The organism is Streptomyces sp. NBC_00873, from assembly GCF_045207415.1.
Lineage (GTDB): Bacteria > Actinomycetota > Actinomycetes > Streptomycetales > Streptomycetaceae > Streptomyces.
In genome coordinates this window covers 1,770,974-1,794,666 of sequence record NZ_CP108803.1, presented here as the reverse complement: position 1 = coordinate 1,794,666, position 23,693 = coordinate 1,770,974, and the positions used below count along the sequence as shown (strand labels likewise).

Sequence of the window (23,693 nt, the reverse complement as noted above, 5' to 3'; positions counted from 1 at the left end):
AGACAGCTGAGAACACGGCCGTAAGAGCGCGGCCGAACGGGGGAGCCAAGGCGATGTCCGCCAACCAGAACGAGCTCGTTGAAGCGCTGCGCAAGTCACTGAAGGAGACCGAGCGTCTCCGCCAGCAGAACCGACGGCTGGTGGCGCAGGCCACCGAACCACTCGCGATCGTGGGCATGAGCTGCCGCTACGCAGGTGGTGTGACGTCGCCCGAGGAGTTGTGGCGGTTGGTGGCGGAGGGCCGGGATGCGATCTCGGGTCTGCCGACGGACCGTGGCTGGGATCTGGAGCGGCTCTACGACCCCGACCCTGAGCAGGCCGGGAAGGTCTACGCGAGCGGGGGCGGGTTCCTCGACGACGTCGGCGAGTTCGATGCGGGCTTCTTCGGTATCAGTCCGCGCGAGGCACTGGCCATCGACCCCATGCAGCGGCTGCTTCTGGAGGCGTCCTGGGAGGCGCTGGAGGACGCCGGGATCGACCCGGGCACGCTGCGCGGAAGCGACACCGGAGTCTTCGCCGGAGCGGTTCTGTCCGACTACGGAAACTCGGCCCAGCCCGAGCTGGAGGGCTTCCGGCTGACGGGTACCGCGTCGAGTGTGGTGTCGGGCCGGGTCGCCTACAGCTTTGGGTTCGAGGGGCCGGCTGTCACGGTGGATACGGCGTGTTCGTCGTCGTTGGTGGCGATGCATCTGGCGTCGCAGGCGTTGCGGTCGGGTGAGTGCTCGATGGCGCTCGTCGGTGGTGTGACCGTGCTTGCGGGACCTTTCCTGTTACAGGAGTTCAGTCGTCAGCGGGGTCTGGCGGCTGATGGGCGGTGCAAGTCGTATGCGGCGGGTGCGGATGGCACTGGTTTCTCCGACGGTGTGGGTCTGGTCGTTCTGGAGCGGTTGTCGGATGCGCAGCGCAATGGCCGCCGGATTCTGGGTGTTCTGCGGGGCAGTGCGGTCAACCAGGATGGTGCGAGTAATGGTCTGACGGCGCCGAATGGTCCGTCGCAGGTGCGGGTGATTCGGCAGGCGTTGGAGAACGCTGGTCTGAGTCCGGCGGATGTGGATGCGGTCGAGGGTCATGGCACGGGTACGCGGTTGGGTGACCCGATCGAGGCGCAGGCGTTGCTGGCGACTTATGGGCAGGACCGGGTGAACGGTCCGCTGCGGTTGGGTTCGATCAAGTCGAATATCGGTCACACGTCGGCTGCTGCTGGTGTGGCGGGTGTGATCAAGATGGTCAAGGCGATGCAGCACGGTGTGCTGCCGCAGACCCTGAACGTGGATCAGCCGTCGCCGCACATCGACTGGACGGCGGGTGAGGTCGAGCTGCTGACCGAGGCAGCCGAGTGGCCGGGTGGCGAGCGGCCGCGCCGCGCCGGTGTGTCCTCCTTCGGTATCAGCGGAACCAATGCGCATGTGATCCTGGAGGAGGCGCCGGTAGAGGAGGCTGCCTCCGGCGCTGAGGGCGATGCGCCCTCGGTGGTGCCTGCTGTACCAGTGCCCGCACGTGTGGTGCCGGTGCCGGTGGTGGTTTCGGGTAAGAGTGCGGGGGCGTTGGCTGCTCAGGTGGAGCGGTTGAGGTCGCATGTGCTGGCGCGTCCTGAGTTGGGTGTGCTGGATGTGGCGTTCTCGGCGGTGAAGTCGCGGGCGCAGTTCGACCGGCGGGCGGCCGTTGTGGCGTCCGACCGGGATGGTCTGCTTGCAGCGCTGGGCGCGCTGGTTGTGGAGCAGCCGGGCGCGGGTCTCGTTGCGGGCAGGACGGGTTTCCTGTTTTCGGGTCAGGGTGCGCAGCGCGCGGGGATGGGTGCGGGTCTCGCGGCCGTGTATCCGGTGTTCGCTGAGGCTCTGGACGAGGTGTGTGCCCGGTTTGATTCGGTTCTGCCCAGGTCGTTGAAGGAGTTGCTGTTCGCGGAGGAAGGTTCTGCGGAGGCGGCGCTTTTGGATCGGACGGAGTTCACGCAGGCCGCCTTGTTTGCGGTTGAGGTGGCGTTGTTCCGTCTGCTGGAGGCGCTGGGTGTCCGGGCGGATGTGCTGATCGGGCATTCGGTGGGTGAGCTGGCGTGTGCGCATGTGGCGGGTGTGTTGTCGCTGGAGGACGCGTGCGCGCTGGTGGCCGCGCGGGGCCGGCTGATGGGTGCACTGCCTGAGGGTGGTGGCATGGTCGCCGTCGAGGCGACCGAGGATGAGGTCCGGGAAACGCTGACTGGTTTCGAGGGCCGTCTGTCGGTTGCTGCGGTCAATGGTCCGATGGCTGTGGTGGTCTCCGGTGAGCTGGAGGCGATCGAGGAGTGGCTGCCGCAGTGGCAGGAGCAGGGGCGTAGGGCGACACGTCTGCGGGTCAGTCATGCGTTCCACTCGCCGCTGATGGAGCCGATGCTTGATGAGTTCCGCATGATCGCGGAGGGGTTGACGTTCCATCAGCCGTCGATGGCGGTGGTGTCGAACCTGACCGGCGCTTTGGTGTCGTCCGAGCTTGCGGATCCGTCGTACTGGGTGAGTCATGTGCGTGAAGCAGTCCGCTTCGCGGACGGCGTGCGCACGCTTGCCGCGGAGGGTGTCACCCGGTTCGTGGAGCTGGGCCCGGATGCGGTCCTGACCGCGCTGACCCGCCAGACCCTGGACTCTCTCGACGATGAGGGTGCGGTGTTCGTGCCGGTGCTGCGGGCGCGTGTTCCGGAGGCAGAGGCGTTCGCCGGCTTCCTGGGCCAGGCCCATGCCGCGGGCATCCCGATCGACTGGGACACCTTCTACGCAGGGACGGGTGCGCGGCAGGTAGAGCTGCCGACCTACGCCTTCCAGCACGAGCGGTACTGGTTGGCCTCGGGGCCGGGTTCGGGTTCCGGGGATCCGGCCGCGGCCGGCCTCGGGCGCATCGACCACCCGATTCTCAGTGCCGCGGTTTCGGTCGGTGACCGGGACGAGTGGGTCTTCACCGGCCGTCTGTCCACCGAGTCACAGCCATGGACAGCCGAACACGTGCTGCTCGGCAACATCGTCGTGCCGGGCACATCGCACATCGAACTTGCCCTGGCCGCAGGACGGCTGGCAGGTAGCCCGGTCGTCGAGGAGTTGGTCCTCGAAGCACCGCTGATCCTGCTGGAGGACCAGCCGGTCCAGATACAGGTGACCGTCGGCGAGCCGGACGAGGACGGCCGCCGTTCCGTTGCGATCTACACCCGGCCCGAGGCCGAGGGTGAGACCGCCCCACAAGCGATCTGTCATGCCCGGGGTACGCTCGCCGCCGATGCCGAGCCGGCCATGGACTGGCCGGCCGCATGGCCGCCGCCCGAGGCGGAGGCGGTCGCAGTGGAGGACGCGTACACCCGCCTCTCCGAGATCGGCTACGACTACGGCCCCATCTTCCAGGGCCTGCAGGCTCTGTGGCGCGACGGTGCCGACGTGTACGCCGAGGTGGAATTCCCCGGCGAGCCGGCCACCCCAGGCTTCGGAATTCACCCGGCGCTGTTCGACGCAGCCCTGCAGAGCGGTGCCGCCGTCCTGCTGCTCGGCGGCGAGACCGGTGAGCGGAAGATGCCGTTCAGCTGGTCCGGCGCACGACTCGCGAGTCGTGGGGCTACCCGGCTGCGCGTGCGCGCGGTCGCAACCGGGGACTCCGAGCTGCGGCTCGATGCCGTTGACGAATCCGGAGCCGAGGTCGTTTCGGTCAAGTCCATCGCCGTGCGCCCCGTCGGCGAAGAACAGCTCATGGGTGCACAGCGAGGGAGCCAGAACGCGCTCTTCCGCCTCGACTGGGCGGAGGTCTCTGCAGAGGCCGGTCCCGAGCCGACGGCTGTCGAGGTGCTCGGCCGCCCTGACGGGTACGCCGACCTGGCCGCGCTCACGCACGCCGTCGCCGGCGGCGCGGCGGCGCCGAACCTGGTCGTCGCCAGGATCGAGGGATCGACCGGACCAGCAGGAACGGCCGCGCACGATGTCACCGAGCGCACCCTCGAACTGGTGCAGGAGTGGCTGGCGAATGACGAACTCGCCGGCGCTCGACTGGTGGTGGCCACACGCCGCGGAGTCGCCGTCGCTGACGAAGCGCCGGACCTGGCCGTCGCACCGGTGTGGGGACTCGTACGGAGCGCACAGTCGGAGCATCCGGGACGGTTCGTGCTGGCCGACTTCGACCTCGATGCCGACGAGCCGGACTGGGCTGCGCTGGCCGATGTCGACGAGCCGCAGTTCGCGGTGCGCGGCGGTCGGCTGCTTGCGCCGCGACTGGGCCGTGTGAGCGCCACGCCGTCGCGCGAGGTGCTCGCCGACGGAACGGTCCTGATCACTGGTGGCACCAGTGGCCTCGGTGCCTTGGTCGCACGCCATCTCGTCCAGTCGTACGAGTCGCGCGACTTGCTGCTGGTGAGTCGTCGTGGTGCGGCGGCTGAGGGTGTCGCGGAGTTGGTGGGTGAGCTTGAGGCTGCTGGTGCGCGGGTGCGGGTGGAGGCCTGTGATGTGGCTGATCGGGAGCAGCTTGCTGGTCTGGTGGGTTCGTTGGAGCGGCCGTTGACGGCGGTGGTGCATGCGGCTGGTGTGCTGGATGACGGTGTGATCGAGTCGCTGACTCCGGCTCAGCTGGAGCGGGTGATGCGTCCGAAGCTGGATGCGGCCCTGCACTTGCATGAACTGACCGCGGGTATGGAGCTTTCGGCGTTCGTGTTGTTCTCCTCGGTCGCCGCTCTGATGGGTAGTCCGGGGCAGGGTAATTACGCTGCGGCGAACGCGTTCCTGGATGCGTTGGCTGCGGTTCGCCGGGCCGAGGGGCTGCCCGCGACGTCGCTCGCCTGGGGCCTTTGGGCGAATGCGACCGGGATGACCGGCGCCTTGGACGAGGCCGAACTGGCCAGTCTGGCCCGCCAGGGCGTCGGCGCACTGCCGGTCGAGCTCGGTCTTGAGTTGTTTGATCGTGCGTTGGGTCTGGGTGAGGCGTTGGTTGCGCCGGTGCTTTTGGATTCGGGTGCGTTGCGGGTGCAGGCGCGGGCGGGGTTGTTGCCGGCGTTGTTCCGTGGGTTGGTGCGGATGCCGGCTCGTCGTGCTGGTGCGGGTGGTTCATTGGCTCGTCAGTTGGCTGGTGCTGCGCCGGGTGATGGGGAGCGTATTGCTCTGGATCTGGTGCGTGGGCAGGTGGCGGCTGTTCTTGGGCATGCGTCGGGTGAGGCGGTGGATCCGGATCGGGCGTTCAAGGATCTTGGGTTCGACTCGTTGGGTGCGGTTGAGCTGCGGAATCGGTTGACGCAGGCCAGTGGGGTGCGGTTGCCGTCGACGTTGGTGTTCGATCACCCGACCTCGTCTGCGGTGGCGCGGTTGTTGGTCAGTGAGGTGGGTGTGGTGGAGCCGGCTGTGGTGCCGGTTCGTTCTCGTCGTCGGCGTCCCGAGGTGGACGAGTCGTTGGCGATTGTGGGTATGGCGTGTCGGTATCCGGGTGGTGTGACGTCGCCTGAGGGGTTGTGGCGGTTGGTGGCGGAGGGCCGGGATGCGATCTCGGGTCTGCCGACGGACCGTGGCTGGGATCTGGAGCGGCTCTACGACCCCGACCCCGAGCAGGCCGGCAAGGTCTACGCGAGCGGGGGCGGGTTCCTCGATGGCGTCGGCGAGTTCGATGCGGGCTTCTTCGGGATCAGTCCGCGTGAGGCGCTGGGGATGGATCCGCAGCAGCGGTTGCTGTTGGAGGCGTCGTGGGAGGCGTTGGAGGATGCGGGGATCGATCCGGCTGGGCTGCGTGGCAGTGACACCGGGGTCTTCTGCGGTGTTGTTTCCTCCGACTATGGCGTCTCGACACCGCCGGAGCTGGAGGGTTTCCGGCTGACGGGAACGACGTCCAGCGTGGTGTCGGGCCGGGTCGCCTACAGCCTCGGTCTGGAGGGGCCGGCGGTGTCGGTGGATACGGCGTGTTCGTCGTCGTTGGTGGCGATGCATCTGGCGTCGCAGGCGTTGCGGTCGGGTGAGTGCTCGATGGCGCTTGTCGGTGGTGTGACGGTGATGTCGGGGCCGTTCTTGTTGCAGGAGTTCAGTCGTCAGCGGGGTCTGGCGGCTGATGGGCGGTGCAAGTCGTATGCGGCGGGTGCGGATGGCACTGGTTTCTCCGACGGTGTGGGTCTGGTCGTTCTGGAGCGGTTGTCGGATGCGCAGCGCAACGGTCACCGGATTCTGGGTGTTCTGCGGGGCAGTGCGGTCAACCAGGATGGTGCGAGTAATGGTCTGACGGCGCCGAATGGTCCGTCGCAGGAGCGGGTGATTCGGCAGGCGTTGGAGAACGCTGGTCTGAGTCCGGCGGATGTGGATGCGGTCGAGGGTCATGGCACGGGTACGCGGTTGGGTGACCCGATCGAGGCGCAGGCGTTGCTGGCGACTTATGGGCAGGACCGGGTGAACGGTCCGCTGCGGTTGGGTTCGATCAAGTCGAATATCGGTCACGCGTCGGCTGCTGCTGGTGTGGCGGGTGTGATCAAGATGGTCAAGGCGATGCAGCACGGTGTGCTGCCGCAGACCTTGAACGTGGATGAGCCGTCGCCGCACATCGACTGGACCGCGGGTGAGGTCGAGCTGCTGACCGAGGCTGTCGAGTGGCCTGGCTCGGCAGGACGGCCGCGTCGTGCGGGTGTGTCGTCCTTCGGCGTGAGCGGCACCAACGCTCACGTGATCCTGGAGGAGGCACCGGCAGGGAAGGCCGCTGTCGGTGCTGAGGGCGAGCCGCCCTCGCTGCCGGTGCCGGTGGTGGTGTCGGGTAAGAGTGCGGGGGCGTTGGCTGCTCAGGTGGAGCGGTTGAGGTCGCATGTGCTGGCGCGTCCTGAGTTGGGTGTGCTGGATGTGGCGTTCTCGGCGGTGAAGTCGCGGGCGCAGTTCGACCGGCGGGCGGCCGTTGTGGCGTCCGACCGGGATGGTCTGCTTGCAGCGCTGGGCGCGCTGGTTGTGGAGCGGCCGGGCGCGGGTCTCGTTGCGGGCAGGACGGGTTTCCTGTTTTCGGGTCAGGGTGCGCAGCGTGCGGGGATGGGTGCGGGTCTCGCGGCCGTGTATCCGGTGTTCGCTGAGGCTCTGGACGAGGTGTGTGCCCGGTTTGATTCGGTTCTGCCCAGGTCGTTGAAGGAGTTGCTGTTCGCGGAGGAAGGTTCTGCGGAGGCGGCGCTTTTGGATCGGACGGAGTTCACGCAGGCCGCCTTGTTTGCGGTTGAGGTGGCGTTGTTCCGTCTGCTGGAGGCGCTGGGTGTCCGGGCGGATGTGCTGATCGGGCATTCGGTGGGTGAGTTGGCGTGTGCGCATGTGGCGGGTGTGTTGTCGCTGGAGGACGCGTGCGCGCTGGTGGCCGCGCGGGGCCGGCTGATGGGTGCACTGCCTGAGGGTGGTGGCATGGTCGCCGTCGAGGCGACCGAGGATGAGGTCCGGGAAACGCTGACTGGTTTCGAGGGCCGTCTGTCGGTTGCTGCGGTCAATGGTCCGATGGCTGTGGTGGTCTCTGGTGAGCTGGAGGCGATCGAGGAGTGGCTGCCGCAGTGGCAGGAGCAGGGGCGTAGGGCGACACGTCTGCGGGTCAGTCATGCGTTCCACTCGCCGCTGATGGAGCCGATGCTTGATGAGTTCCGCATGATCGCGGAGGGGCTGACGTTCCATCAGCCGTCGATGGCGGTGGTGTCGAACCTGACCGGCGCTTTGGTGTCGTCCGAGCTTGCGGATCCGTCGTACTGGGTGAGTCATGTGCGTGAAGCAGTCCGCTTCGCGGACGGCGTGCGCACGCTTGCCGCGGAGGGTGTCACCCGGTTCGTGGAGCTGGGCCCGGATGCGGTCCTGACCGCGCTGACCCGCCAGACCCTGGACTCTCTCGACGATGAGGGTGCGGTGTTCGTGCCGGTGCTGCGGGCGCGTGTTCCGGAGGCAGAGGCGTTCGCCGGCTTCCTGGGCCAGGCCCATGCCGCGGGCATCCCGATCGACTGGGACACCTTCTACGCAGGGACGGGTGCGCGGCAGGTAGAGCTGCCGACCTACGCGTTCCAGCGCGAGCGGTACTGGCTCGCGCCGGGCGAGGGCTCCGGGGACCCGGCCGCGGCCGGCCTCGGGCGCATCGACCATCCCGTGCTTGTGGGCGGGGTGCGCGTAGGTGACCGGGACGAGTGGCTGTTCACCGGCCGGCTGTCCCCAGAAGCGGCGCCGTGGACCCAGGACCACGGTGTTCTCGGCAGGATCGTCGTCCCCGGTACTGCACTGGTCGAGATCGTCGGAGCAGCCGGGCGGGAAGTGGGCAGCCCCCTGCTCGACGAGCTGATCCTCGAAGCGCCCCTGATCCTGGACGCGGGCACTGATGTCCGCGTACAGGTGACCGTCGGTGAACCGGAGGAGGATGGCCGCCGCCCGGTCGCGATCTACTCCCAGTCCGAGAGCGGTCAGCACGAGGGGACTTGTCACGCTCGTGGCCTTCTCGCGCAGGACGAAACCCCGGCCGACGTCTCGTGGCTGCCTGCCGAGTGGCCCCCTGCGGACGCCGAACCGATCGCCGTGGACGTGCTGTATGCGCGGCTGGCCGAGATCGGATTCGACTACGGTCCTGCCTTCCAGGGCATGCAGGCCGCCTGGCGGGCCGGCGACGAGGTCTTTGCCGAGGTGGCCCTGCCGGACGAGGACACGGAGACGGCCCGGGGATTCGGCATCCACCCGGCTCTGTTCGATGCATCCCTGCACGGTGGACTCGACTGGCTCGACCAGGGCGACGGCTCTGCGCGGCTGCCGTTCTCGTGGTCCGGAGTCCGGTTCGGGCAGGGCGGCCTGGCCCGGGTCCGGGTCAGGATCGGCTCGGAGGGTGATTCCTCGCTGCGCGTGGATATCGCCTCCGAGCGGGGCGAACTCGTGGCCAGTGTGGCGAAGTTGGCCTTCCGCACGGTGGAGCAGTCGCAGCTGAAGGGCGCGCAGCGGGACCAGGGCGACGCACTGTTCCGCCTCGACTGGACCGAGGTCACGGCCGCACCCGGTGCGCATGTGCCCCGCTTCGCCATGCTCGGTGACGTACTGGAACAGGCCGCTGCCGATGGTGCGACGGCGCCCGACCTGGCTGTCGCCGTGATCACGGACTCCGGGCAGCGAGCCGGGTCGGCTTCGGCTCATGAGGTAACTGCAGACACGCTGCGGCTGCTTCAGCGGTGGCTTGCGGACGAGCAGCTCGCCGGCATTCGGCTCGCAGTGGTGACGCAGAATGCGGTAGCGGTCGGCGAGCAGGCGCCGGACCTGTCGCAGGCCTCGGTCTGGGGCCTGGTCCGCAGCGCGCAGTCCGAGCACCCGGACCGCTTCCTGCTGGTGGATGTCGACGGCGACGAGCTGCCCGACTGGGGCCAAGTCCTTGCGTCGGACGAGTCTCAGCTGGCGGTTCGCACCGGGCGGCTGTTCGCGCCGCGCCTGGTCAAGGCCGGTCAGCCCGATGCCATTCCGGCTCCGGTGGATCCGGAGGGGACGGTGTTGATCACTGGTGGTACGGGTGGTCTGGGTGCGTCGTTCGCGGGGCATTTCGTGCGTGAGTACGGGGCGCGGCATCTGTTGCTGGTGAGTCGTCGTGGTGTGGCGGCTGAGGGTGTTCCGGAGTTGGTGGGTGAGCTTGAGGCTGCTGGTGCGCGGGTGCGGGTGGAGGCCTGTGATGTGGCTGATCGGGAGCAGCTTGCTGGTCTGGTGGGTTCGTTGGAGCGGCCGTTGACGGCGGTGGTGCATGCGGCTGGTGTGCTGGATGACGGTGTGATCGAGTCGCTGACTCCGGCTCAGCTGGAGCGGGTGATGCGTCCGAAGCTGGATGCGGCCCTGCACTTGCATGAACTGACCGCGGGTATGGAGCTTTCGGCGTTCGTGTTGTTCTCCTCGGTCGCCGCTCTGATGGGTAGTCCGGGGCAGGGTAATTACGCTGCGGCGAATGCGTTCCTGGATGCGTTGGCTGCGGTTCGCCGGGCCGAGGGGCTGCCCGCGACGTCGCTTGCGTGGGGTCTGTGGGCGAATGCCGGTGGTATGGCGGGTGGGCTCGGTGAGGCCGAGGTCGCCCGTCTGGAGCGAATGGGTACCGGCGCACTGTCGACCGAGCTCGGTCTTGAGTTGTTTGATCGTGCGTTGGGTCTGGGTGAGGCGTTGGTTGCGCCGGTGCTTTTGGATTCGGGTGCGTTGCGGGTGCAGGCGCGGGCGGGGTTGTTGCCGGCGTTGTTCCGTGGGTTGGTGCGGATGCCGGCTCGTCGTGCTGGTGCGGGTGGTTCGTTGGCTCGTCAGTTGGCTGGTGCTGCGCCGGGTGATGGGGAGCGTATTGCTCTGGATCTGGTGCGTGGGCAGGTGGCGGCTGTTCTTGGGCATGCGTCGGGTGAGGCGGTGGATCCGGATCGGGCGTTCAAGGATCTTGGGTTCGACTCGTTGGGTGCGGTTGAGCTGCGGAATCGGTTGACGCAGGCCAGTGGGGTGCGGTTGCCGTCGACGTTGGTGTTCGATCACCCGACCTCGTCTGCGGTGGCGCGGTTGTTGGTCAGTGAGGTGGGTGTGGTGGAGCCGGCTGTGGTGCCGGTTCGTTCTCGTCGTCGGCGTCCCGAGGCGGATGAGCCGTTGGCGATTGTGGGTATGGCGTGTCGGTATCCGGGTGGTGTGACGTCGCCTGAGGGGTTGTGGCGGTTGGTGGCGGAGGGCCGGGATGCGATCTCGGGTCTGCCGACGGACCGTGGCTGGGATCTGGAGCGGCTCTACGACCCCGACCCCGACCGGCTCGGAACCGTCTACGCACGCGGCGGCGGATTCCTGGAAGGTGCCACTGACTTCGATGCGGGCTTCTTCGGGATCAGTCCGCGTGAGGCGCTGGGGATGGATCCGCAGCAGCGGTTGCTGCTGGAGGCGTCCTGGGAGGCACTGGAGGACGCCGGACTCGACATGGCCACGCTGCGCGGCAGTGACACCGGCGTCTTCTGCGGCGTCGGTCCTTCCGACTATGCGGCCTCGCCGGCGGGCTCCCTGCCCGAGGTCGAGGGATTCCGCCTGACCGGCGGCACGACCAGCGTGGTGTCGGGCCGGGTCGCCTACAGCCTCGGTCTGGAGGGGCCGGCGGTGTCGGTGGATACGGCGTGTTCGTCGTCGTTGGTGGCGATGCATCTGGCGTCGCAGGCGTTGCGTTCGGGTGAGTGCTCGATGGCGCTTGTCGGTGGTGTGACGGTGATGGCCGGCCCCACCCTCCTGATCGAGTTCAGTCGTCAGCGGGGTCTGGCGGCTGATGGGCGGTGCAAGTCGTATGCGGCGGGTGCGGATGGCACTGGTTTCTCCGACGGTGTGGGTCTGGTCGTTCTGGAGCGGTTGTCGGATGCGCAGCGCAACGGTCACCGGATTCTGGGTGTTCTGCGGGGCAGTGCGGTCAACCAGGATGGTGCGAGTAATGGTCTGACGGCGCCGAATGGTCCGTCGCAGGAGCGTGTCATCCGTCAGGCCCTCGCTAATGCGGGGTTGTCGCCGGCGGATGTGGATGCGGTCGAGGGTCATGGCACGGGTACGCGGTTGGGTGACCCGATCGAGGCGCAGGCGTTGCTGGCGACTTATGGGCAGGACCGGGTGAACGGTCCGCTGCGGTTGGGTTCGATCAAGTCGAATATCGGTCACACGTCGGCTGCTGCTGGTGTGGCGGGTGTGATCAAGATGGTCAAGGCGATGCAGCACGGTGTGCTGCCGCAGACCTTGAATGTGGATGAGCCGTCGCCGCACATCGACTGGACGGCGGGTGAGGTCGAGCTGCTGACCGAGGCTGTCGAGTGGCCTGGCTCGGCAGGACGGCCGCGTCGTGCGGGTGTGTCGTCCTTCGGCGTGAGCGGCACCAACGCTCACGTGATCATCGAGGAGGCGCCGGTAGAGGAGGCCGCTGTCGGTGCTGAGGGCGAGCCGCCCTCGCTGCCGGTGCCGGTGGTGGTGTCGGGTAAGAGTGCGGGGGCGTTGGCTGCTCAGGTGGAGCGGTTGAGGTCGCATGTGCTGGCGCGTCCTGAGTTGGGTGTGCTGGATGTGGCGTTCTCGGCGGTGAAGTCGCGGGCGCAGTTCGACCGGCGGGCGGCCGTTGTGGCGTCCGACCGGGATGGTCTGCTTGCAGCGCTGGGCGCGCTGGTTGTGGAGCAGCCGGGCGCGGGTCTCGTTGCGGGCAGGACGGGTTTCCTGTTTTCGGGTCAGGGTGCGCAGCGTGCGGGGATGGGTGCGGGTCTCGCCGCGGTGTATCCGGTGTTCGCTGAGGCCTTGGACGAGGTGTGCGGCAAGCTCGACTCGGTGCTGGGCCGGTCGTTGAAGGAGTTGCTGTTCGCGGAGGAAGGTTCTGCGGAGGCGGCGCTTTTGGATCGGACGGAGTTCACGCAGGCCGCTCTGTTTGCGGTTGAGGTGGCGTTGTTCCGTCTGCTGGAGGCGCTGGGTGTCCGGGCGGATGTGCTGATCGGGCATTCGGTGGGTGAGTTGGCGTGTGCGCATGTGGCGGGTGTGTTGTCGCTGGAGGACGCGTGTGCGCTGGTGGCCGCGCGGGGCCGGCTGATGGGTGCACTGCCTGAGGGTGGTGGCATGGTCGCCGTCCAGGCCACTGAAGAAGAAGTAGCGCAGTCCCTTGCCGGTTTCGAGGGCCGTCTGTCGGTTGCTGCGGTCAATGGTCCGATGGCTGTGGTGGTCTCTGGTGAGCTGGAGGCGATCGAGGAGTGGCTGCCGCAGTGGCAGGAGCAGGGGCGTAGGGCGACACGCCTGCGGGTCAGTCATGCGTTCCACTCGCCGCTGATGGAGCCGATGCTTGATGAGTTCCGCATGATCGCGGAGGGGTTGACGTTTTGTCAGCCGTCGATGGCGGTGGTGTCGAACCTGACCGGCGCTTTGGTGTCGTCCGAGCTTGCGGATCCGTCGTACTGGGTGAGTCATGTGCGTGAAGCAGTCCGCTTCGCGGACGGCGTGCGCACGCTTGCCGCGGAGGGTGTCACCCGGTTTGTGGAGCTGGGCCCGGATGCGGTCCTGACCGCGCTGACCCGCCAGACCCTGGACTCTCTCGACGATGAGGGTGCGGTGTTCGTGCCGGTGCTGCGGGCGCGTGTTCCGGAGGCAGAGGCGTTCGCCGGCTTCCTGGGCCAGGCCCATGCCGCGGGCATCCCGATCGACTGGGACACCTTCTACGCAGGCACCGGAGCCCGACGCGTCGAACTGCCGACCTACGCGTTCCAGCGCGAGCGGTACTGGCTCGCGCCGGGCGAGGGCTCCGGGAACCCGGCCGCGGCCGGCCTCGGGCGCATCGACCATCCGATTCTCAGTGCTGCGGTTCCGGTCGGTGACCGGGACGAGTGGGTCTTCACCGGACGCCTCTCCCACGACACCGCGCCATGGGTTCGGGACCATGTGGTGCTCGGTTCGGTGATCGTTCCCGGTACCGCGCTGGTCGAGTTGGCCGGTGCCGCGGGTCGGGAGGCGGGCAGTCCGGTGGTCGAGGAGCTGGTCCTCGAAGCGCCCCTGATGCTGGACGAGAACACCTCGGTGCACGTGCAGGTCAAGCTCGGTGAACCCGACGAGGACGGCCGCCGCGACGTGGCGCTGTACTCCCGGCCCGAAGGCGACGACACCGCGCACCAGGCGACATGCCACGCCCGCGGCGTCCTCATCGCAACGGACGACGCCGCCATGGACTGGCCGAGGCAGTGGCCACCGGCCGGCGCGGAACCGGTCTCGGTGGACGCGATATACGCCCGGGTGACCGACATCGGATTCGACTACGGGCCCGCCTTCCAGGGGGTTCGGGCCGCGTGGCGCGACGAGGACACCGTGTACGCAGAGGTGGCCCTGCCGGCCGAGCATGTCGATGCTGCGAAGGGCTTTGCCATCCATCCGGCCCTGTTCGACGCCGCCCTGCACGGAGGCCTGGACTGGTTGGACTCCGGTGACAGGGCATCCGCGGGACTGCCGTTCTCCTGGTCCGGCGTCCAGTTTGGGCAGGCCGGCCTGGCCCGCGTCCGGGTCAGGATCGGTTCGGCCGGAGCATCGGCACTGCGGATCGATGTCGCAGGCGAGGACGGCGTACCGGTGGTGAGTGTGGCCAAGCTGGCCTTCAGGCCGGTCGACCAGACTCAGCTTCAGGGCACGAAGCAGACCCCCAGCTCGCTGTACCAGGTCAACTGGACTCCCGTGACCGGCCGGCCGAACGGATCTGTTCGGTTGGCGGTGCTGGGCGGGTGCTTTGTTCCGGGTGAGCGTTTCGCGGATCTGGCGGCGTTGGAGGGGGCGGTGGCCGAGGGGGCTGCTGTTCCGGAGGTCGTGGCTGTTGCGGTGGAGTCGTTGCCGGTGTCGGATGTGGCTTCGGCTGCGCGGGCGGTGGCGGCGGGCACGTTGGAGTTGCTTCAGCGGTGGCTGGCCAGTGAGGTGCTGGCGGGTGCGCGGCTGTTGGTGGTGACGCGTAACGCGGTTGGGGTGGGTGAGCAGGTTCCGGATCTGGTGCAGGCTCCGGTGTGGGGTCTGGTGCGCAGTGCGCAGTCGGAGCATCCGGGCCGGATCACGCTCGTGGATGTCGATGGTGACGTGGTTCCGGAGTGGTCCGCGGTGATCGGTGTCGATGAGCCGCAGCTCGCGGTCCGTGCCGGAGAACTGCTCGCACCCCGCCTGGCACGCGCAGAGGCGCAGCCGACGTCGGATCTCTGGCAACTGGGAAGCGAACGGAAGGGCTCGCTCGACGCCCTGGCCATTGTTCGCTCCGACGCAGGTCGTTCGCTCCGGGCCGGTGAGGTACGTATCGGAGTGCGGGCTGCAGGCCTGAACTTCCGGGATGTGCTGATCGCGCTCGGCCTGTACCCGGGCGATGTGCCGCTGGGTACGGAGGCGGCCGGTGTGGTCCTCGAAGTCGGCCCCGAGGTGACCGATCTGGTCCCGGGGCAGCAGGTCATGGGCCTCATGGCCGATGCCTTCGGCCCCGTGACGGTCGCCGACCGCCGGATGATCGCGCCGATGCCCGCGGGATGGTCGTTCGCGCAGGCGGCTTCGGTTCCGGTGGTCTTCCTGACGGCGTACTACGGACTGGTCGATCTGGCCGGCCTGCAGCGCGGCGAACGGCTGTTGGTGCACGCGGCCGCCGGTGGTGTCGGCATGGCTGCGGTGCAGTTGGCGCGGCACTTCGGTGCGGAGGTCCTGGCCACGGCGAGCGAACCGAAGTGGGACGCGGTGCGTGGCCTCGGTGTTCCCGAGGACCGGATCGCCTCTTCCCGGGACCTGTCCTTCCGGGAGAAGTTCCTTGAGGTCACGGCGGGTGCCGGCGTCGATGTGGTGCTGAACGCGCTGGCCGGTGAGTACATCGATGCCTCGCTGGATCTGCTGCCGCGCGGTGGCCGGTTCCTCGAAATGGGCAAGGCCGACATCCGCGATGCCACCGAGATCGAGGAGGCGCGTACCGGGGTTCGCTATCAGGCGTACGACCTGTTCGACGCGGGGCCGGAGCGGATCCAGGAGATGCTGTCCGAGGTCGTCGCGCTCTTCGAGCAGGGTGTGCTCGAACACTCTCCGATCCGGAGTTGGGATGTGCGTCGGGGTGTGGAGGCGTTCCGGTTCCTGCGGGAGGGGCGCAATGTCGGGAAGGTCGTGCTGACGGTTCCGGCTCCGGTGGATCCGGAGGGGACGGTGTTGATCACTGGTGGTACGGGTGGTCTGGGTGCGTCGTTCGCGGGGCATTTCGTGCGTGAGTACGGGGCGCGGCATCTGTTGCTGGTGAGTCGTCGTGGTGTGGCGGCTGAGGGTGTTCCGGAGTTGGTGGGTGAGCTTGAGGCTGCTGGTGCGCGGGTGCGGGTGGAGGCCTGTGATGTGGCTGATCGGGAGCAGCTTGCTGGTCTGGTGGGTTCGTTGGAGCGGCCGTTGACGGCGGTGGTGCATGCGGCTGGTGTGCTGGATGACGGTGTGATCGAGTCGCTGACTCCGGCTCAGCTGGAGCGGGTGATGCGTCCGAAGCTGGATGCGGCCCTGCACTTGCATGAACTGACCGCGGGTATGGAGCTTTCGGCGTTCGTGTTGTTCTCCTCGGTCGCCGCTCTGATGGGTAGTCCGGGGCAGGGTAATTACGCTGCGGCGAACGCGTTCCTGGATGCGTTGGCTGCGGTTCGCCGGGCCGAGGGGCTGCCCGCGACGTCGCTTGCGTGGGGTCTGTGGGCGAATGCCGGTGGTATGGCGGGTGGGCTCGGTGAGGCCGAGGTCGCCCGTCTGGAGCGAATGGGTACCGGCGCACTGTCGACCGAGCTCGGTCTTGAGTTGTTTGATCGTGCGTTGGGTCTGGGTGAGGCGTTGGTTGCGCCGGTGCTTTTGGATTCGGGTGCGTTGCGGGTGCAGGCGCGGGCGGGGTTGTTGCCGGCGTTGTTCCGTGGGTTGGTGCGGGCGCAGGCGCGGCAGGCGGATGGTGCTGGTTCTCTGCTCCAGCGGCTGGCCGGTGTGCCCGAGGGAGAGCGCGAGCGGGTGGTGCTGGATGTGGTCGTGGCGCAGGTGGCTGCTGTTCTTGGGCATGCCTCGGCGTCGGCGGTGGATCCGGAGCGTGCATTCAGGGAGTTGGGTATCGACTCCCTGGGCGCGGTTGAGCTGCGGAACCGGCTGACGCAGGCCACCGGCCTGCGACTGCCCACCACCTTGGTCTTCGACCACCCGACCCCGGCCGCCATCACACGCCTGATACTCAGTGAGGTGGGTGTGGTGGAGCCGGCTGTGGTGCCGGTTCGTTCTCGTCGTCGGCGTCCCGAGGTGGATGAGTCGTTGGCGATTGTGGGTATGGCGTGTCGGTATCCGGGTGGTGTGGCGTCGCCTGAGGGGTTGTGGCGGTTGGTGGCGGAGGGCCGGGATGCGATCTCGGGTCTGCCGACGGACCGTGGCTGGGATCTGGAGCGGCTCTACGACCCCGACCCTGAGCAGGCCGGGAAGGTCTACGCGAGCGGGGGCGGGTTCCTCGATGGCGTCGGCGAGTTCGATGCGGGCTTCTTCGGGATCAGTCCGCGTGAGGCGCTGGGGATGGATCCGCAGCAGCGGTTGCTGTTGGAGGCGTCGTGGGAGGCGTTGGAGGATGCGGGGATCGATCCGGCTGGGCTGCGTGGCAGTGACACCGGGGTCTTCTGCGGTGTTGTTTCCTCCGACTATGGTGTCTCGACACCGCCGGAGCTGGAGGGTTTCCGGCTGACGGGAACGACGTCCAGCGTGGTGTCGGGCCGGGTCGCGTACAGCCTCGGTCTGGAGGGGCCGGCGGTGTCGGTGGATACGGCGTGTTCGTCGTCGTTGGTGGCGATGCATCTGGCGTCGCAGGCGTTGCGGTCGGGTGAGTGCTCGATGGCGCTTGTCGGTGGTGTGACGGTGATGTCGGGGCCGTTCTTGTTGCAGGAGTTCAGTCGTCAGCGGGGTCTGGCGGCTGATGGGCGGTGCAAGTCGTATGCGGCGGGTGCGGATGGCACTGGTTTCTCCGACGGTGTGGGTCTGGTCGTTCTGGAGCGGTTGTCGGATGCGCAGCGCAACGGTCACCGGATTCTGGGTGTTCTGCGGGGCAGTGCGGTCAACCAGGATGGTGCGAGTAATGGTCTGACGGCGCCGAATGGTCCCTCGCAGGAGCGTGTCATCCGTCAGGCCCTCGCTAATGCGGGGTTGTCGCCGGCGGATGTGGACGCGGTCGAGGGTCATGGCACGGGTACGCGGTTGGGTGACCCGATCGAGGCGCAGGCGTTGCTGGCGACTTATGGGCAGGACCGGGTGAACGGTCCGCTGCGGTTGGGTTCGATCAAGTCGAATATCGGTCACGCGTCGGCTGCTGCTGGTGTGGCGGGTGTGATCAAGATAGTCAAGGCGATGCAGCACGGTGTGCTGCCGCAGACCTTGAATGTGGATGAGCCGTCGCCGCACATCGACTGGACCGCAGGTGAGGTCGAGCTGCTGACCGAGGCTGTCGAGTGGCCGGGTGGCGACCGGACCCGCCGTGCGGGTGTGTCGTCCTTCGGCGTGAGCGGAACGAACGCTCACGTGATCCTGGAGGAGGCACCGGCAGGGAAGGCTGCTGCCGGTACTGAGGGTGACACTCCCTCAGCAGCACCTGTTGTGCCGGTGCCGGTGCCGGTGGTGGTGTCGGGTAAGAGTGCGGGGGCGTTGGTTGCTCAGGTGGAGCGGTTGAGGTCGCATGTGCTGGCGCGTCCTGAGTTGGGTGTGCTGGATGTGGCGTTCTCGGCGGTGAAGTCGCGGGCGCAGTTCGACCGGCGGGCGGCCGTTGTGGCGTCCGACCGGGATGGTCTGCTTGCAGCGCTGGGCGCGCTGGTTGTGGAGCGGCCGGGCGCGGGCCTGGTTTCCGGCAGGACGGGTTTCCTGTTTTCGGGTCAGGGTGCGCAGCGTGCGGGGATGGGTGCGGGGCTTGCTGCGGCGTATCCGGTGTTCGCTGAGGCCTTGGACGAGGTGTGCGGCAAGCTCGACTCGGTGCTGGGCCGGTCGTTGAAGGAGTTGCTGTTCTCGGAGGAAGGTTCTGCGGAGGCGGCGCTTTTGGATCGGACGGAGTTCACGCAGGCCGCCTTGTTTGCGGTTGAGGTGGCGTTGTTCCGTCTGCTGGAGGCGCTGGGTGTTCGGGCGGATGTGCTGATCGGGCATTCGGTGGGTGAGTTGGCGTGTGCGCATGTGGCGGGTGTGTTGTCGCTGGAGGACGCGTGCGCGCTGGTGGCCGCGCGGGGCCGGCTGATGGGTGCACTGCCTGAGGGTGGTGGCATGGTCGCCGTCCAGGCCACTGAAGAAGAAGTAGCGCAGTCCCTTGCCGGTTTCGAGGGCCGTCTGTCGGTTGCTGCGGTCAATGGTCCGATGGCTGTGGTGGTCTCCGGTGAGCTGGAGGCGATCGAGGAGTGGCTGCCGCAGTGGCAGGAGCAGGGGCGTAGGGCGACACGTCTGCGGGTCAGTCATGCGTTCCACTCGCCGCTGATGGAGCCGATGCTTGATGAGTTCCGCATGATCGCGGAGGGGTTGACGTTCCATCAGCCGTCGATGGCGGTGGTGTCGAACCTGACCGGCGCTTTGGTGTCGTCCGAGCTTGCGGATCCGTCGTACTGGGTGAGTCATGTGCGTGAAGCAGTCCGCTTCGCGGACGGCGTGCGCACGCTTGCCGCGGAGGGTGTCACCCGGTTCGTGGAGCTGGGCCCGGATGCGGTCCTGACCGCGCTGACCCGCCAGACCCTGGACTCTCTCGACGATGAGGGTGCGGTGTTCGTGCCGGTGCTGCGGGCGCGTGTTCCGGAGGCAGAGGCGTTCGCCGGCTTCCTGGGCCAGGCCCATGCCGCGGGCATCCCGATCGACTGGGACACCTTCTACGCAGGGACGGGTGCGCGGCAGGTAGAGCTGCCGACCTACGCCTTCCAGCACGAGCGGTACTGGCTCACACAGGGTGCCGGTTCGGGGTCGGGGGATCCGGCTGCGGCCGGCCTCGGGCGCATCGACCATCCGATTCTCAGTGCTGCGGTTCCGGTCGGTGACCGGGACGAGTGGGTCTTCACCGGACGCCTCTCCCACGACACCGCGCCGTGGGTTCGGGACCATGTGGTGCTCGGTTCGGTGATCGTTCCCGGTACTGCGCTGGTCGAGCTCGCGTTGCACGCGGGCCGGCTGACCAACTGCCCGGTCGTGGACGAGTTGGTGCTGCAGGCTCCTCTGATCTTGGATGAGGGTGCTGCGCGGCAGGTGCAGGTCATGGTTGGTGTGCAGGACGAGGACGGTCGTCGCGAGGTCGGGGTGTATTCCCGGGCGGAGACGGTCGAGGATGCGGCTGTCTGCCATGCGCGTGGGTGGCTGACGACCAGGACCGAGCAGTCGAGCCCGTTCCCCACGGCCTGGCCGCCCAGGGCGGCGGCACCCGTTGCCCTTGAAGCGCTGTACCCGCGGCTTGCTGAGAGCGGTTATGAGTACGGGCCGGTGTTTCAGGGGCTGCGTGCGGCGTGGCGGGTCGGTGAGGATCTGTATGCCGAGGTGGTGTTGCCCGAGGGCGCTGGTGGTGAGGGCTTTGGTGTGCATCCGGCGTTGTTCGATGCGGTGTTGCACGGTGGGTTGGTGGGGAGGGATCCGGCTTCTGGTGTGGATCTTCCGTTCTCCTGGTCGGGTGTGCGGTTGGGGCATGGTGCCGGGTCGCGGGTGAGGGCGCGTATTGGCCGGGCTGAGGGGTCTGCGTTGCGGATCGATGTCGTGGATGAGCGTGGTGCGCTGGTTGTCGCGGTGGATGCGCTGTCGGTGCGTCCGGTGGATCGGGCGCAGCTGGAGGGTGCTCGGCGGGGCGGGCAGAACGCGTTGTTCCGGCTGGATTGGTCGGCCGTGTCGGGGGCGTCGGCGGGGCCGGTGGCTTCGGTGGCGGTGCTGGGCGGGTGCTTTGTTCCGGGTGAGCGTTTCGCGGATCTGGCGGCGTTGGAGGGGGCGGTGGCCGAGGGGGCTGCTGTTCCGGAGGTCGTGGCTGTTGCGGTGGAGTCGTTGCCGGTGTCGGATGTGGCTTCGGCTGCGCGGGCGGTGGCGGCGGGCACGTTGGAGTTGCTTCAGCGGTGGCTGGCCAGTGAGGTGCTGGCGGGTGCGCGGCTGTTGGTGGTGACGCGTAACGCGGTTGGGGTGGGTGAGCAGGTTCCGGATCTGGTGCAGGCTCCGGTGTGGGGTCTGGTGCGCAGTGCGCAGTCGGAGCATCCGGGCCGGATCACGCTCGTGGATGTCGATGGTGACGTGGTTCCGGAGTGGTCCGCGGTGATCGGTGTTGATGAGCCGCAGCTCGCGGTCCGTGCCGGAGAGCTGCTCGCCCCCCGCCTGGCACGCGCAGAGGCGCCGGCTGTCGATGGTGCCTGGCGGCTGGGGAGCAAGCGTAAGGGGTCGCTGGAAGACCTCGCGATCATTCCCTCGAGCGGGGACCGACCGCTTGGTGTCAACGAGGTGCGGGTCGGTATCCGGGCCGCGGGTCTGAACTTCCGGGATGTGCTGATCGCGCTGGGTATGTATCCCGGCGAGGCCCCGCTCGGCAGTGAGGCGGCCGGCGTGGTTCTGGAAGTCGGCGCCGAGGTGACCGACCTGGCCCCCGGCGACCAGGTCATGGGTCTGCTGATGGACCCGTTCGGTCCGATCGGGATCACCGACCACCGGATGGTCGTCCCGATACCGGAGGGCTGGTCGTTCACGGAAGCGGCAGCCATGCCGCTGGTCTTCCTGACCGCCTACTACGCGTTGACCGATCTGGCGGGAGTACAGCCAGGTGAGCGGCTGTTGGTGCACGCGGCCGCCGGTGGTGTGGGGTCGGCCGCGGTGCAGTTGGCGCGGCACTTCGGTGCGGAGGTCCTGGCCACGGCGAGCGAACCGAAGTGGGACGCGGTGCGTGGCCTCGGTGTAGCCGAGGACCGGATCGCCTCTTCCCGGGACCTGTCCTTCCGGGAGAAGTTCCTCCAGGTCACGGAGGGCGCCGGCGTCGATGTGGTGCTGAACGCGCTGGCCGGTGAGTACATCGATGCCTCGCTGGATCTGCTGCCGCGCGGTGGCCGGTTCCTCGAAATGGGCAAGGCCGACATCCGTGACCCCGAGACAGTGGCTGGTGTCCGCGCCGGAGTCCGGTATCTCTCCTTCGACCTGCTGGAGGCCGGCCCCGACCGGATCCAGCAGATGCTGAGGGACCTGGTGTCGCTCTTCGAGCAAGGTGCTCTGCGGCACTCTCCGATCCGGAGTTGGGATGTGCGTCGGGGTGTGGAGGCGTTCCGGTTCCTGCGCGAGGGGCGCAATGTCGGGAAGGTCGTGCTGACGGTTCCGGCTCCGGTGGATCCGGAGGGGACGGTGTTGATCACTGGTGGTACGGGTGGTCTGGGTGCGTCGTTCGCGGGGCATTTCGTGCGTGAGTACGGGGCGCGGCATCTGTTGCTGGTGAGTCGTCGTGGTGTGGCGGCTGAGGGTGTTCCGGAGTTGGTGGGTGAGCTTGAGGCTGCTGGTGCGCGGGTGCGGGTGGAGGCCTGTGATGTGGCTGATCGGGAGCAGCTTGCTGGTCTGGTGGGTTCGTTGGAGCGGCCGTTGACGGCGGTGGTGCATGCGGCTGGTGTGCTGGATGACGGTGTGATCGAGTCGCTGACTCCGGCTCAGCTGGAGCGGGTGATGCGTCCGAAGCTGGATGCGGCCCTGCACTTGCATGAACTGACCGCGGGTATGGAGCTTTCGGCGTTCGTGTTGTTCTCCTCGGTCGCCGCTCTGATGGGTAGTCCGGGGCAGGGTAATTACGCTGCGGCGAACGCGTTCCTGGATGCGTTGGCTGCGGTTCGCCGGGCCGAGGGGCTGCCCGCGACGTCGCTTGCGTGGGGCCTTTGGGCGAATGCCGGTGGTATGGCGGGTGGGCTCGGTGAGGCCGAGATCGCCCGTCTGGAGCGAATGGGTACCGGCGCACTGTCGACCGAGCTCGGTCTTGAGCTGTTCGATCAGGCTCAGCGGTTGGACGAGGCGTTGTTGGTGCCGGTGCTTTTGGATTCGGGTGCGTTGCGGGTGCAGGCGCGGACGGGAATGCTGCCGGCGTTGTTCCGTGGGTTGGTGCGGGCGCAGGCGCGGCAGGCGGATGGTGCCGGTTCTCTGCTCCAGCGGCTGGCCGGTGTGCCCGAGGGAGAGCGCGAGCGGGTGGTGCTGGATGTGGTCGTGGCGCAGGTGGCTGCTGTTCTTGGGCATGCCTCGGCGTCGGCGGTGGATCCGGAGCGTGCATTCAGGGAGTTGGGTATCGACTCCCTGGGCGCGGTTGAGCTGCGGAACCGGCTGACGCAGGCCACCGGCCTGCGACTGCCCACCACCTTGGTCTTCGACCACCCGACCCCGGCCGCCATCACACGCCTGATACTCGACGAGACCGGAGGCATAGAGCAGGCCGCACCGCGCGCTGGCGAGAGCACGCCCGAGGGCGGCACGCTCGGCGCACTGCTGCGCCACGCGCACGCCGCCGGCTCGATCGCAGAGGCCGTGCCGCTGCTGACCGGGGCGGCCCGGTTCCGGCCGACGTTCGCCTCGGCAGCCGATCTCGCCGACGACGAGTACGTCGTCCAGCTGGCGTCGGGGAACGGGCGGACGAAGATCGTCTGCGTACCCTCCTTCGTGGTCGGATCGAGCCCGCACCAGTTCATGCGGTTCGCCGACGGTTTCGACAGCGAACGGGATGTGTTCGCCTGCTCGCTGCCCGGCTACCGCGACGCCGAACCCGCGCCCGGCTCGTGGGACGCGGCGGTCGAGGTGCTGGCGGAATCGATCGCCCGGGCGGTCGGCGAGGCGCCGTTCGTCCTGGTCGGCTACTCGACGGGCGGTGTCCTCGCGCACTCCCTCGCCGCCCGGTTCGAGGCGGCCGGTGTGCAGCCGGTCGGCGTGGTCGTGATCGACACACCCATGCCGGACTCCGAGGAGGAGACGAACAGCGTCTTCAGTTCGGTGATGGCACAGATCCTCGGCCGGGAGCCCCAGGCCGGGGCCATCGCCGACGCCGACTGGCTAACGATGGGCGCCTACATGCGCCTGCTGGCCGAGCACACCCCGCCCCGGATCGCTGCCCGGAGCCTGATGATCCGGGCCGACGTGCCACTGGACGCAGACACCTGGCCGACCTGGAACATCGCCGATTCCGAAGTGAAGATCGCCGCGGACCACTTCGGCCTGATCGAGGCGGGGGCCATCGAGACCGCCGCAACCACCCGGCGGTGGCTGCGGCAGTGAACCCGCACCGTATGAAGCGAGCCGGTCCCGGGGCCACCCCGGACCGGATGGAGCGAGCCCGTCCCGGGGCCACCCGCA

The 23,693-nt window shown here is 68.1% G+C and carries 1 protein-coding gene; it reads left to right on the top strand.

What is annotated here, in order from left to right:
- The first annotated feature begins 53 nt into the window (after positions 1-53).
- Complete coding sequence (locus tag OH809_RS08260; RefSeq protein ID WP_406514971.1) at positions 54-23,615, top strand: SDR family NAD(P)-dependent oxidoreductase; 23,562 nt, start codon at positions 54-56, stop codon at positions 23,613-23,615.
- The last annotated feature ends 78 nt before the right edge of the window (positions 23,616-23,693 follow it).

What these genes read in the sequence shown, in the direction of transcription:
- OH809_RS08260 (WP_406514971.1), top strand. Translation starts at nt 54, where the DNA reads ATGTCCGCCAACCAGAACGAGCTCGTTGAAGCGCTGCGCAAGTCACTG.